Annotated in this window: 7 protein-coding genes; 1 reads left to right on the top strand and 6 read right to left on the bottom strand. The window is 52.8% G+C overall.

Annotated elements, in window-relative coordinates; all coding sequences use genetic code 11:
- Nucleotides 1–28 precede the first annotated feature (28 nt).
- The 5 genes from CLV60_RS26515 to CLV60_RS26535 all read right to left on the bottom strand — a co-directional run bounded on the left by CLV60_RS26515 (nt 29) and on the right by CLV60_RS26535 (nt 8,441).
- The gene (locus tag CLV60_RS26515) at nt 29–925 is read right to left on the bottom strand and encodes a metallophosphoesterase family protein (RefSeq protein WP_229211139.1); all 897 of its coding nucleotides are present in this window, start codon (nt 923–925) and stop codon (nt 29–31) included.
- A gap of 14 nt (nt 926–939) precedes the next feature.
- On the bottom strand, nt 940–2,703 hold the full coding sequence (locus tag CLV60_RS26520; protein WP_170118869.1) for a RagB/SusD family nutrient uptake outer membrane protein: 1,764 nt from the start codon (nt 2,701–2,703) through the stop codon (nt 940–942).
- Between the two features lie 20 nt (nt 2,704–2,723).
- Nucleotides 2,724–5,885 carry a SusC/RagA family TonB-linked outer membrane protein gene (locus tag CLV60_RS26525; RefSeq protein ID WP_106598427.1) on the bottom strand — a complete coding sequence of 1,054 codons (3,162 nt, stop codon included), beginning with the start codon at nt 5,883–5,885 and terminating at the stop codon, nt 2,724–2,726.
- Between the two features lie 266 nt (nt 5,886–6,151).
- A complete protein-coding gene (locus CLV60_RS26530) occupies nt 6,152–7,396 on the bottom strand; it encodes an MFS transporter (protein ID WP_106598428.1) in 1,245 nt (414 codons plus the stop codon).
- Between the two features lie 19 nt (nt 7,397–7,415).
- Nucleotides 7,416–8,441 (bottom strand): zinc-binding dehydrogenase, encoded by a 1,026-nt coding sequence (locus CLV60_RS26535; protein ID WP_229211140.1) that lies wholly within the window; start codon nt 8,439–8,441, stop codon nt 7,416–7,418.
- 318 nt (nt 8,442–8,759) lie between these two features.
- Between CLV60_RS26535 and CLV60_RS26540 the strand changes: the two genes are divergently transcribed.
- Nucleotides 8,760–11,003, top strand: coding sequence for an alpha-L-fucosidase (locus tag CLV60_RS26540; RefSeq protein ID WP_106598429.1), 2,244 nt, complete (start codon nt 8,760–8,762; stop codon nt 11,001–11,003).
- Nucleotides 11,004–11,108: 105 nt separating this feature from the next.
- Here CLV60_RS26540 and CLV60_RS26545 read toward each other — a convergent pair whose 3' ends face one another.
- Nucleotides 11,109–12,659, bottom strand: a complete 1,551-nt coding sequence (locus CLV60_RS26545) for a RagB/SusD family nutrient uptake outer membrane protein (RefSeq protein WP_106598430.1) — start codon at nt 12,657–12,659, stop codon at nt 11,109–11,111.
- Between the last annotated feature and the right edge of the window lie 19 nt (nt 12,660–12,678).

Here is a 12,678-nt window from a genome sequence, read left to right on the forward strand (position 1 = left end):
TTGATAGCAATATTAAATCTCTGGTCAATTAGATATGGTGTTCAAAATACCGGTTTTCCACGGTACCGTCTTCATACAATTTCAGGATAGCATACCCGGGGGCAGTCTCCTGGTAATAGTAGGGCCCCGCCGACTGCTCGTCTCCCTTTTCCCACCAATAGCCGCTCATTGCGCCGTTGCAAAAATATTGAACGTTGTTAAAAACGTTGGCGTCCAGCAGGTGGTTATGCCCTGACAGACAAACCCGTACCTTATCTTTATATCTGTAAAATAGCTTGCGGAGCGCCACATGGTCGCCGTGGGCTCCACCCGCCCACATCGCAGTCACAGAGAGGATCGGATAATGCGACATCAGCAGCACATAATGCCCTGACGGCACATTGGCAAGTTCCTTTTCCAGCCACGCCATTTGCTCACCATCCAGTTTCACGCCAGGATTATTCCCGTCGAGAATTATAAAGTGCCAGTTTTTCTTCGTGAAACTGTAATACCGGTGCGGCATACCTGCGCGCCTGGCCGCATAGGCCACGCCGTGCATTTCGTCGTCCTTCGAGGGAGCCTGCCACCAGGGATCGTGGTTGCCGACGCAGCTATACACCTCATAGCCATCCAGTGTTTTCATGCACTCGTCCCAGGTAGCCCATTGTGCCAGCATCCATTCCCGCGTCACATTCTCGTAATCGGCCGCGTAAATGGAGTCGCCCCCATTGAGAACGAAATCCATTTTGTGTTTTTTTACCTTTTCCAGGCTCGCTTTAAAGCGGTCCGGAATATCGTCTTTCGGACGGATGTGCACGTCGGTGATGTGCGCGACGGTCAATGCGGGTTTGTTTTTGTGCTGCGCTTCCGCAGCCGTGGCCCCCGGCACGCCCGCAACAGCGGCGGCCAGGGAACCATTCATCAAAAAATCTCTTCTTTTCATCATAAGGTTTGCGGGCATTACCAGCCCGGGTTCTGTTTAATATCAGGGTTAAGCACCATTTGGTCCTGCGGGAGCGGCGCCAGGTAATCCCGGCCCACATTGAACTTGTAGCCGTTGCTCATGCCCGAAATATTCTGGTAAAATTCAATGTATCCTTTGCTGTCCACGGGATAAGTGGCCAGCTGAGCAGCCGGTACTTTGCCTTCCCATTGTGCACGCATGGCACCTTTCGGTTTCCAGCCCACAATTTTCTCGTCCGCGGCTGCCCAACGGAAAAGGTCGTCGTGCCGGTAGCCTTCGCATGCCAGCTCCACCCGGCGTTCGCGGCGTATTTCGTTGATCAGCGGGCTCAATGCCGGAAACTCGGAATTGGGATCAGCCAGCGCGGCGCCTACCGTGAGTGTGGGCATTCCAACCCTCGACTTCAAGAGGTTAATGCTGATATCCGCATCCGTCTGGGTGAATGTGCCCAGCTCGGCTTTTGCCTCGGCAAAAATGAGCAGAGCCTCGGCGTAACGAAAGAGGATCAGGCCGGTTGTACCGCGGTCGAGCTGCTGGTTGTAATCAGGGTTATGGCCTTTGTAAACCTGGTAGCCGGTTGCGGGTTTGTTTTCGTTCGCTGCATTGAATGACGGAATTTCAAACAACGCAGGCGCCGCGCCGCCGGGGCGGTTGTTGGTAATCACGTGCTTGCCGTCCGCTACATATAAGGTTTGCGCAAGGCGCGGATCGCGGTTGGCAACGACGGTCTGCAAGGTAGCATCCCCTTTATACAGCGGGCTTGTCGCGATGGATTTCCCGTCGGTACACAGGTAGCTGTCCACGAGGTCTTTGGTCATCCCACGGGCGGCCCCGGTATTGGTGTAACGGTGCCAGTAATGCCCGCCATTCAGGTTCAGGTCAAATTTCCGCCAGAGCATGATCTCCGTACTGGACGAATAGTCCGTCTGGTTGAAAAGCCGCCAGTAACCCTCGTCACCGGCCAACGCCTGCAATTGATATCCCGAACCGCCCTTGATGAGCGCCTCGCTCACATCGGCCGCCTTTTTCAGGAATTTTTCTCCATTGGAGCCGGTCACGCCGAAGGCTGTACCGGCGTGGTATTTCTCCCAGGAACCTTCGAACAATGCAATCCGGGCCTGGAACAGCTGGGCAATCTCCTTGTTGATACGCATGGGCGCTGCCTTGGATTTCGTCGGCAGGTAATCCACTGCTTTATCCAGGTCGTTCATCAGCGAATCCACGATTACGGCCCGCGAAAGGCGGCCGTTTTTGAGCTCCGCCGAGGTAGGGTCAAGCGGCTTGTTGACCCACGGTAAATCCCCGAAAGATCTGAGTTTGGCATAATAGAAATAAGCACGGAAGAACAACGCCTCCCCGACAAACTTCTTCTTGTTGTCCCAGCTCTCGTCGGCTTTGTGGTAATTCGCCAGGAAATAATTGATACTCCGCAGGGCCGACCAATCGCCATACGCCCAGCCGCCGCCCGAGGAAGGCACTACCCTTTCTCCGTTCAATGCGGTATTATAGCCGGTATAGATCATATTATCGCTGCCTTCGTCGGCATCGTATCCGTAGATACCGGTGGTACCGTACGCACCAATCGTGGAAGGAAACGCCGTGTAAAAATTATTCGCGTACAGTTGCAGATCGTTGGCCGTTTTCCAGTATTCGGCTTCGCTGATATTGGTTTCGGGCGCCCGGTCCAGGAAATCCTCTTTGCAGCCTGCCAGCACTCCGGCGCAGACGAAAAGCAGTATATATAAGAATCGCTTTTTCATATTTGTATTCATATAAGGGTTTAGAAAGTCACATTCAGGCCGGCGGAGAAGGTCCGCTGCAATGGATAGATCTTGCCGGAACCGATCGAGAGTTCGGGATCGAGCGTTTTCACGAGCTTGGTGAAAGTCGCCAGGTTTTCCGCGCTCAGATACACACGTACGCGCTGCAATCTGATCGCCTTCATCACCGCCGGAGGAAGCGAGTAGCCCAGTTGCAGGTTTTTGATCCGCAGGTAAGCCGCATTCTGCAAATAGCGCGTCTGGGTTTGGGTGTTTTTCGAATTCTGGTCGCTCATGTAGAACTTCGGGAAATAGCCGTTGGGGTTTTCCGCCGTCCATCGATCCTGGTGCACGGTAAATACCGAGCTCTGCCACTCGTTACCCACAATACCAAAGAAGTAATTGGAGCCGATAAACACATCCCTTTTTGCAATGCCTTGCAGGAAAACTTGCAGATCGAAACCCTTCCATGCCAGGTCACCGGTGAAGCTGTAAGAATAGCGCGGCGTGCTGTTACCAATCACCCTCCGGTCGCCCGGATTAGCCAGGGTACTGTTGCCCGCATCGATCTTACCGTCGCCGTTCAAGTCGGCATAGCGCACATCTCCGGGCGTCCAGGCTGCCGCGGAAAGGAATGTCTGCGCCGGGGCCTCGGCCACTTCCTGCTCGCTGCGGAATAATCCGACGCTCTGATAACCCCATATTTCACCCATTTTTTGTCCCTCATAATAGGTAGAAAGCGTGCCGTTTGGGTTAGGATATTTCACCACTTTGCCTGAATAGTTACTCAAAACACCCCGCAATCCGTAGCGAACATCACCAATATGATCATTCCAGCCGATCGTCAGTTCGAAACCGCGGGTTTCGATGGCCGCATTGTTGGCCGTCGGCGGAGCGGCCCCCAGAATCGCCGGCAATGCCTGCGACGGTCCTGCGAAGTCGTCAGCCTTGCGCACATACCAGTCGAACGAAGAGGTAAGGCGGTTGTTGAAAAGGGCAATATCCGCTCCGATGTTCGACGATTTGGTCGTTACCCAGGTAAGCATCGGATTCACCATCGTCGGGTAGTTAACAGCAGCTTCCTGTCCCGAACCGAATAGCCAGGAAGTCGAGGTGGGTTTGGTGATACTCAAACTGGGATAAAACGGATACCAGTTCGGGGCGTTCGCATCGAGAAAATACTGGTCGCCCAGCTGCCCGTACGATCCGCGAATCTTGAATGCAGTAACGGTTTTCGCGAGCGGCTCGAAAAAGCTTTCCCTGTCCACATTCCAGCCCGCGGAAATGCCCGGGTAAAACTTCCAGCGAACATCCTGCAAAAAGCGCGAGGTACCATCGTAGCGACCATTGATTTCCAGCAGGTATTTTTCTTTGAAATTGTAGTTGATCCTGCCAAAAAAGCCCTCCGAAGCAAGCTTGCGGATATTATCGCCGATGGTCGGGGACGTTCCGTAGGAAGTATTCAGGGACGGAATGTTGTCCGAATACAGCAGCGAATTGGAGGCGGAATAGCTCTGAAACTCGGTCAAATCACGCACATATCCCCCCAGCACTTTGAAATAATGGCTTCCCTCCTGCTTTTCGTAGCTGGTAAATGCATTGACAATGTGGTGGAAGTTGCGCTCGTTGTTCCTGCTGAATGAGCTCGGCGAAGTGCCTCCAATGACCGCCTTGCTTCCGTCCGGCAGGAATTCGTAAAGCGTCTTCTGGTGCGACTGCGCATCGTAAAAACTGCCGTCAAGCGTATAATTGGCCGTCGCCGTCCAGTCTTTGGTGAACTTCACATTAAACTCGCCCGTCAGCATTACCTGGTCGGTCACCGTTTTGTTTCTTCCGCCCTGCTCGTGCAGCAGCACGTCACTGGTCGACGAGTAGTTCCCGTCCGGATTGAAGAGCGCGACGGTCGGGAATTTTCTTGCGATCTGGTGCATATACGCTTCATTACCACCACCGGTTTTACTGCCGTAGAGGTTAGGTGTGTCGTAAAGCTGGCGGGAAGCGCTGCTCCGGAAACTGAAACCCAGCCAGCGGGTCAGATCCGAAGTCACATTGGCCCGTATATTGAACCGCTTGTAGGTGTCGGTGCCGAAATTATACATCCCGCCACGGTAATTGTAACCACCCCCGACATAGTAGGTAGTCTTGTCGGACCCGCCTGTAACGCCCACGTTGTGCTGCTGGCTGAATGCGAAATCTTTGAAATATATTTTAAACCAATCGTGGTTCGCGTTGCTGGACGCCCAGGTAAGCCAGCTGTTGGAGCCCGCCACGGGGCTGGCGATCGTTTCGGTGGTGATTTTTCCGGCCTGGTAGTCTTTGATACGCTGAATGGTTTCGTCATCGAATGCGGGGGCCCGGCCCGCATTTTTGAACGCCTCATTATACAGGTTGGCAAAATCCAGCGAGTTGACCATTTTAGGCAGGTTGATCGGCTGAGCCCACGACAGGTTGTTGTTATAGGTAATGCTTGCGCCCTTGCCCTTTTTACCCTGCTTCGTGTTCACCAGTATCACCCCATAAGGTGCGCTCGACCCGTAAATCGCCGCCGATGCCGCATCTTTAAGCACGGTAATCGATTCGATATCCGAGGGGTTGATCGAGTTGAGGTCGCCTCCCTGGATGCCGTCGATCACGATAAGCGGCGAGCCGGAAGTACCCAGGCCTGTATAGCCACGGATATTGATGCTCTGTGTAGCATTGGGTGCCCCTCCTGTTGTCCCTGTTGAGATATTCAGGTTACCCACAGCGCCTTGCAATGCCTGGCTGATCCTCGCTACGGGTCTGTTTTCCAGGATTTCACTACCTATCTGCTCGGTAGCACCTGTGAGGTTCACCTTCTTTTGGGTACCGTACCCCACCACCACCGCTTCATTCAGCAATGCGGCGGATTCCGCAAGTTCGATATCCAGGTTGGCCCTCCCGCCGATCGGCACCTCCCGGCGCTCGTAACCGATGGAAGAGAAGACGAGTGTTCCATTCAGCGAAGGAACCGATAATGTAAAATTTCCTTCCGTGTCGGAAGACGTACCGTTGGTCGTGCCGGAAAGCACAACGTTCACACCGGGCACCGGGTTTCGTCGGGCATCGCGCACCGTACCGGTCACTTTTGATTGGGCCGCGGCCATGTGGATACCGGCTAGCGAAAGGCATAGCAGTACCACTACGCGTAGAGCGTGTTTCATAAAATTAAGTTAAGCAGGTTTACAGTTAAGGAATAGATTATTTAGTATTTATTAACTTTCGATAAAATTATGTATAAATACTAAACAAACAAGTACTATTACAATAAAAATTATTAATTTTTAGTAACCACTTTTTTAATATTCTTAAAATATCGGATGCGAATGCAGCCGGCGGCTTCACCGGCTTTATCAGCATCTACCCTCTTCTTGTGCTGAAAATCAACATATAAATCGGTGTGGAAGCGCGATAATGACAGTCCGGGCCATTAATTACGGTATGCTATATACGAATGGCGGCTAGTCGTGGAAATAGCGGCAGCCGACAGGAGACATATCAGCGCTATCAACAGGAAAATGTGCGCTGTATTTCCTGTGACGTCGATCAGCCTGCCAAGCAGAGGCTCACCCAATGCAGCGAAAAGATACCCGCACATGTTCATCAGCCCGATACCCGTACCGGTGCGCTCGTTACCCAGCATTTCGGGGCACAAAGTCCAGAAGTTGGTTTGGGGACCATACACGAAAAATCCGGCGAGCAGCATGACGAACGCTTGCAGCGCGACGTTTTCCGCAGGTATTACAAAGATCGCCAGGGCTACCGCCGCGCTGACGAGCATACCGAACCTGATCGAGGCAATGCGGTTTCTCTGAAACAGCGAATCCGACAACGCTCCGAATGACACTGCTCCGGCCGCCATTCCTACCGGCAGCAGGAAAGTAACCCAGAGGTTATGCGGGTTGTCTTTCCAGTTACTTCCCAGATAATGCACCGGCACCCAGAAGATAAAGCCGTAGCGGGCCATGCTTTCAAAACCAAATGCAAGCATTACCCGCAAAAAGTTGCTGTCGCCCAGCACTTCCTTGTAGCGAAGTTTCCAATTGTCGTTTTGGAGCGAATGCTTCGGGTTCGCCGGCTGATCCGGAAAACCCAGATCCGACGGCTTGTCCTTCACGAAGATCAGGAACAGCGTAGAAGTAATAAACAGCAGGAGAATCGGCAACCTGAACAGCAACCGCCATTCCAGGTCCTGTTTCAGGATCAGGATAGACAGCAGGTAAGTAACCACCGACGAAAGCCCGGCAGCCATGGTATAAAAACCAAATGCTTTTCCCTTTTCCTCTTTACCCCACCAGCTGGCAATCACTTTCCCGCCCGGCGCCCAGGCCATCGACTGAAAGTAGCCGTTCAAAGCCCAAAGCAGCATTACCCATTCCAGCGATTGCGCAAAACTCACGGCGACATTGGCGGCGATGGACAGGTAAGCCCCCAGCGGCACCATAATACGGGCGCTGAAACGGTCGGCGAGGTTCCCGTTCACAAACTGCCCGAAGGCGTAGCCGATCAGCATGGCGAAACTGATCCATCCGATGGTCGCGAAAGGTACCTCAAACTCCGCCGCCATCCCATGCGCTGCCCATCCGAAGTTATGCCGTCCCGTATAGAAAAACAGGTAACAAAACATCGTAAGCAGTAACATCTTCCATTGTTGCACGCGAAACGACCTGATCATGATTGCCCCTTTTTAAAGTCTAAAAACGAATTCCTACCCTAAGCGGTTTGTACTTCAATGCGTATTCAAATGCAGCCTGCGCGTCCGGAAGCACAAATTCCTTCCCTACAATCTGATCGAACGGAAACAAACTGTGGCATCGCCCGATGAAATCCACTGCGAATGCAAAATCTTCATAGTTATAATTATGTAAACCCTTTAAGGTCAATAGCTTTCTTACCACCTGCTCGGCATCGACCTGCACCGGGCGGGCATGAAATACGGCACCGATCCATACCGCCGTGCCGCCTACCCTGAGTGCCCAGGTGCCAAGTTCCATCGCATCCGGAGCCCCGCTCATATCAAAAGCAATGTCGATATCGTGCGGTGAGCATTCGGTGCAATGAGCGGACTCGGCCGACGCGAGCAAAAACGTCTCGTCGGCCCCGAAATCGAGCGAATGCCTCAGTCTGTCGGCGTTGATATCGGCAGTAAAAATCCGGCCTGCTCCCTGGTCGCGGCACATAGCCGCGCACACGATCCCCAGCAACCCCAGGCCCGTGATGAGCACGCGCCTGCCCCGCACATCGCCCGCAAGCCTCAGCGCGCCCGCTACGGTAGCCACGGCGCAATTGATCGTCGCCGCCACATCCAGCGGAACACCCTCTGGTATTCGCAAAATCGCTGTGTTTTCTTTTAAAATGCAGTATTCGGCTAGCCCTCCATGAAACGCGTCATGTTCCGTAACCTGAGCATGTCCGTATTTAAACAATGCCGAAGCTTTTTGCGGCATCCTGCGTCGCGCTTCATCCGATTGCGGATCCGATGAAAAAATGCACCAGGTAACGATGTCGCCCGGCCCCAGCGGATTGCCCGCATAGTCCAGCCCGGAATGCCCTTCCCCGATTTCCACTACCTCACCCACAATTTCATGACCCAGTACGGTGGGGGTCTTCTCCTGCCGCAAGCCACAGAATGTGTGCAGATCACTACCGCACAGGGTTGTGTACAGGTTCCTGACGATAATCTCCCCCGGGCTGATCCCCGGAAGAGTTCGCTCTATCATTTGCAGGGTTTCGCCTGCGCCGTTAAATACCAATAGGTTAGCCGAATTCATAGTGTAAACCGATGCCAGAAATTGATGCATCAAATGTAGCATTATTGTTTATTAATACTAAACAATAGTTTATTAAAAAATCGTTAAGCCGTGCTGGACCACGTTATTGAGGGAAGAAAATCGTTATTAAGCCCTGTTTGAAACTTACTTTGACTTAATATGCACATTGAATCCCGAAATGTTTACTTTCGCTAAACAAATGTAGATTTTTGTTAAATTCAGTTACAATTCACCCTTTCCTGTTTTCTTTAAATTCCATTTCAATTAATGCGACTCGATCCTAAAATCAGCCGTCTTGCAGCCACTGTGCTGTGTGCGGGGCAAATCCTGTTGGCGGTTCCCCCACTGTTAGCTCAATCATCCAACACCATCGCATTGACCGCCTCCGACACGGAAGCTGACATCATTGCCAAAGCGGCCCGCGTTATCCCGACAGCAAATCAATATGCTGCCTTGAAAAACGAGTTCATCGCTTTCGTTCATTTCGGCCCGAACACTTTCACCCGGCAGGAATGGGGAAATGGGATGGAAGATCCCAAAATCTTTGACCTGAAAAATCTGGATACCGACCAATGGTGCCGCTCCATGAAAGCCGCGGGGATGAAGATGGTCATCCTGACCGTCAAGCATCACGACGGGTTTGTGCTCTGGCAGAGCCGGTACACGAAACATGGTATCATGTCGACGCCCTTCCGGGATGGCCGGGGCGATATTTTAAAGGACCTGTCCGCTTCCTGCCGGAAGTCGGGTTTAAAACTGGGCATCTACCTCTCCCCGGCTGATTTATACCAGATCGAAAACCCGGCTGGCCTATACGGAAACCTCAGCAAGCCAACAAAGAGGACTATACCAAGGACAGTTCCGGGCCGGCCTTTCGCCAACAAAACCACCTTTGATTTCATCGTCGACGATTACAATGAATATTTTCTCAACCAGCTATTCGAAGTACTGACCGAATACGGGCCCGTCGACGAGGTTTGGTTCGATGGTGCGCACCCCAAAACCAAGGGCAACCAGCAATATGACTATCTGGCATGGAAAAAGCTGATCAGGACCCTGGCCCCGAAAGCCGTGATTTTCGGCCGCGAAGATGTTCGCTGGTGCGGCAACGAAGCCGGCAAAACGCGCGATACCGAATGGAACGTGATTCCCTACGACGACGATCCGCGGAAAATGACCCGTTTCGCTGACCTGACGCAGCCTTCACTTGGAAGCCGGCAGGATTTGAAAAAAGGACGTTTCCTGCATTACCAGCAAGCTGAGACCAATACCTCCATCCGGGAAGGCTGGTTTTACCGCGACGACGTTTACCAGAAAGTCCGAAGCGCCGATGATGTTTTTGACATTTACGAACGCTCGGTAGGAGGCAATTCAACATTCCTGCTGAACATCCCACCCGACAGGGACGGGAAATTCCCATCGGAGGATGTGGAGGTGCTGCTGGAAACCGGCAAGCGGATCAGGGCTACTTACGGTACCGATCTCTTTGGCAGCGCTACCGGCCCGGCCCAGGTGCTGGACGGAAAGGACAACACCTACCTGCTTCTGACCTCAACCACCGGCGAGTTCACCATAAAGCTGCCCAAGCCGGAAAAGGTTAACCGGATCGTTTTGCAGGAAGCCATTGCCACTCATGGCGAGCGGGTAGAAAGCCACGCGGTAGACGCCTGGATCGATAACGCCTGGAAACCGGTGGCCACTTCGACCAACATCGGCTACAAACGTATCCTGCGCTTCGCAGACGTCACCTCCGACCGTTTCCGCGTCCGCATTACGGGTTCGCGCCTCACCCCCGCGATCAGCCATGTCTCGGCCCATTACTACGAACCACACCCGCCACGCCTGCAAATCACGCGTGACGGAGAAGGATTGGTCCATATCAGCCCGTTCGAGGATTTCGGGTGGAAGCCTCACGGTCAGAACGCCGCGCTCAACGCTGACCGGAACCTCAAAATCCATTACACTACCGACGGCTCCCGGCCCGATGCACATTCTGCAATCTACGACGCGCCCTTCCGGGCCGAGTCTGTCGACGTGAAAGCGGTGGCAATCAGCCATGAAAAGCGCGGAAGCGTCGCAGAACGAAAAATAGGGCTTTCTCCCAAAACCTGGAATGCAACCGCCTCCGACAGCCAATCAGGCAAACATCAGAGTAAACTGGCTTTTGATTCAAATCCGGATACTTACTGGCAGTCGGACAGCACGGCGCAAAATCACTTCCTCGTAATCGACCTCGGCAAATCCACCGCCTTAGCGGGATTTACTTACACACCGCAGACACGCCAACCCAAAGGCATGCTCGCGGCCGGCACGATACAGGTCAGTGACGACGGTAAAACCTGGAAGGATGCGATCACGTTTCAATTTGGCAACCTGGTCAATGACCCCACCAGCAGGCAACATTTGTTTTCCAGCCCATTGCAGGGACGCTTTGTCAAAATAGAATCCACCCGCATCGAAGGCAACGATAAGTCGCTGGCCATTGCGGAAATCGAGTTCTTTGATCGATAGGGATCGGGTATCAGCTGATAAAAATAGAGCAGGGCAAAATTGCCCTGCCTATCTGTTGACCTAACTAATTACTAAATCGAATGCCCCATCAGAATCCGGCGGTTCTTAATAACCGTCATTTTGTTTCAGTTCGGGGCTGTTACGGTCTATTTCCGTCTGCGGGATCGGCCAGAACTCGTATTTATCTTCATATTTCGTTTTGACATTCGGGGCCAGCGGGTTCTGGACGAAGCCATTCAGTTTTTGCGTGGCCATTCCCCATCTTCTCAGGTCAAAATACCGGATTCCCTCCAACGCGAACTCCGACCGGCGCTCCCGCTTGATACGTTCGCGGAATTGATCCTTCGTTAAACCGGCGGGTAAAGCCGGCATACCAACCCTGGCCCGAACCGCATTAATCGACGCATAAGCATTCGCCGGACCGCTCGCTTCGTTTTCAGCCTCCGCATGCATCAGCAGCACATCGGCGTAGCGCAGCAACACAAAATCGTTATCGCCCAATGTTCCGTAGTCGGGATTGACGAGCGTTGGATCCAGCCACTTCTTCGCGCAATAGTAGCCGACGGTCCAGCCGCCTTTTCCAGGTGTAGCCACGGCCAGATCACCGGTGAAAGGCCAACCGGAAGTTTCCTTGGTGTCACCCGGGAAGAACCAGGTCATACGCATGCGCGGGTCACGATTGCTGAAAGGATTCTTGGCGTCATAACCGCTACCGGCCTCGTTAATCGCTTTACCTGTCGCCGTCTCATAAGAATCGATCAGATCCTGTGTTGCTTGCGCTTCTTTCCAGCGGAACAGCGGAACGGCAAGCCCGTTGTCCTGGTGCGACATATTCGGCAGCTGGTATTTAACCGAGAACATGATCTCCTTGCTGGCATTCTGTGCCGGTTTGTAGAAGTTGCCCAGGTAGCTGTCGTTGAGCGAGTACACTTTCGCATCAATAATCTGCTTTGCCAGCGTGGCTGCGTCAGCGTATTTTTTCTGGAAGAGCAGCATTCTCACTTTCCAACCTTGCGCCGAACCTTTCGTGGCGTGGCCGCTTCCATAAAGGTCGTCCGGAAGCCCCGCGATAGCCTTATCCAGGTCTGCCAGCACGAAGGCGATCACTTCATCCCGCGTGGATTTGGCCTTTTTTGTTTTAAAATCAATGCTGAAAGGATCCTCTTCCGTGAGAATCACATTGCCATACAATTGCGCAAGCCAGGAATAGTGAAACCCGCGCAGGAAGTATGCTTCCGCTTTGTACCGGGTGAGTTTTTCTCCTGTCAAAACCTTGTCTGCATTCGCCAGAAACGTATTGATCGCAGCAATGGCGCGGTAGCTGTTGTCGTAGTAATTCCTCACAAAATCACCGGATTGAGGGGTAATTCCCGAGCTTAGCACGGTTTGGCCTCCGCCGTAGTTATCCTGGCTGTAAGTATTGTCGCTAAAATTATCCCACGCGTAAATCTGAAACTGCGAGTTGGAATAACCTCCTCCCGGCGCGTAGAGAAAATTATAAAGCCCCGCCAGCGCGTAATCGGCGTCGGCTTCTGTTTTCCAGAATGTAGTGGTCGATCTGCTCTCCAATGGATTAACGTCAAGCAGATTATCCTTGCAGGATCCGGCCGTAACCAGCAGAAGCAGGGACAATAGGTGTTTGTTATACTTTTTCATGTCGATGCCTTTTGAAATA

Source organism: Dyadobacter jiangsuensis, assembly GCF_003014695.1.
In the GTDB taxonomy this organism is placed as follows: Bacteria; Bacteroidota; Bacteroidia; order Cytophagales; family Spirosomataceae; genus Dyadobacter; species Dyadobacter jiangsuensis.

Coding starts and splice junctions, on each gene's coding strand:
- CLV60_RS26535 (WP_229211140.1), bottom strand. CDS start 8,441: ATGATAGAGCGAACTCTTCCGGGGATCAGCCCGGGGGAGATTATCGTC.
- CLV60_RS26515 (WP_229211139.1), bottom strand. CDS start 925: ATGATGAAAAGAAGAGATTTTTTGATGAATGGTTCCCTGGCCGCCGCT.
- CLV60_RS26520 (WP_170118869.1), bottom strand. CDS start 2,703: ATGAAAAAGCGATTCTTATATATACTGCTTTTCGTCTGCGCCGGAGTG.
- CLV60_RS26525 (WP_106598427.1), bottom strand. CDS start 5,885: ATGAAACACGCTCTACGCGTAGTGGTACTGCTATGCCTTTCGCTAGCC.
- CLV60_RS26530 (WP_106598428.1), bottom strand. CDS start 7,396: ATGATCAGGTCGTTTCGCGTGCAACAATGGAAGATGTTACTGCTTACG.
- CLV60_RS26545 (WP_106598430.1), bottom strand. CDS start 12,659: ATGAAAAAGTATAACAAACACCTATTGTCCCTGCTTCTGCTGGTTACG.
- CLV60_RS26540 (WP_106598429.1), top strand. CDS start 8,760: ATGCGACTCGATCCTAAAATCAGCCGTCTTGCAGCCACTGTGCTGTGT.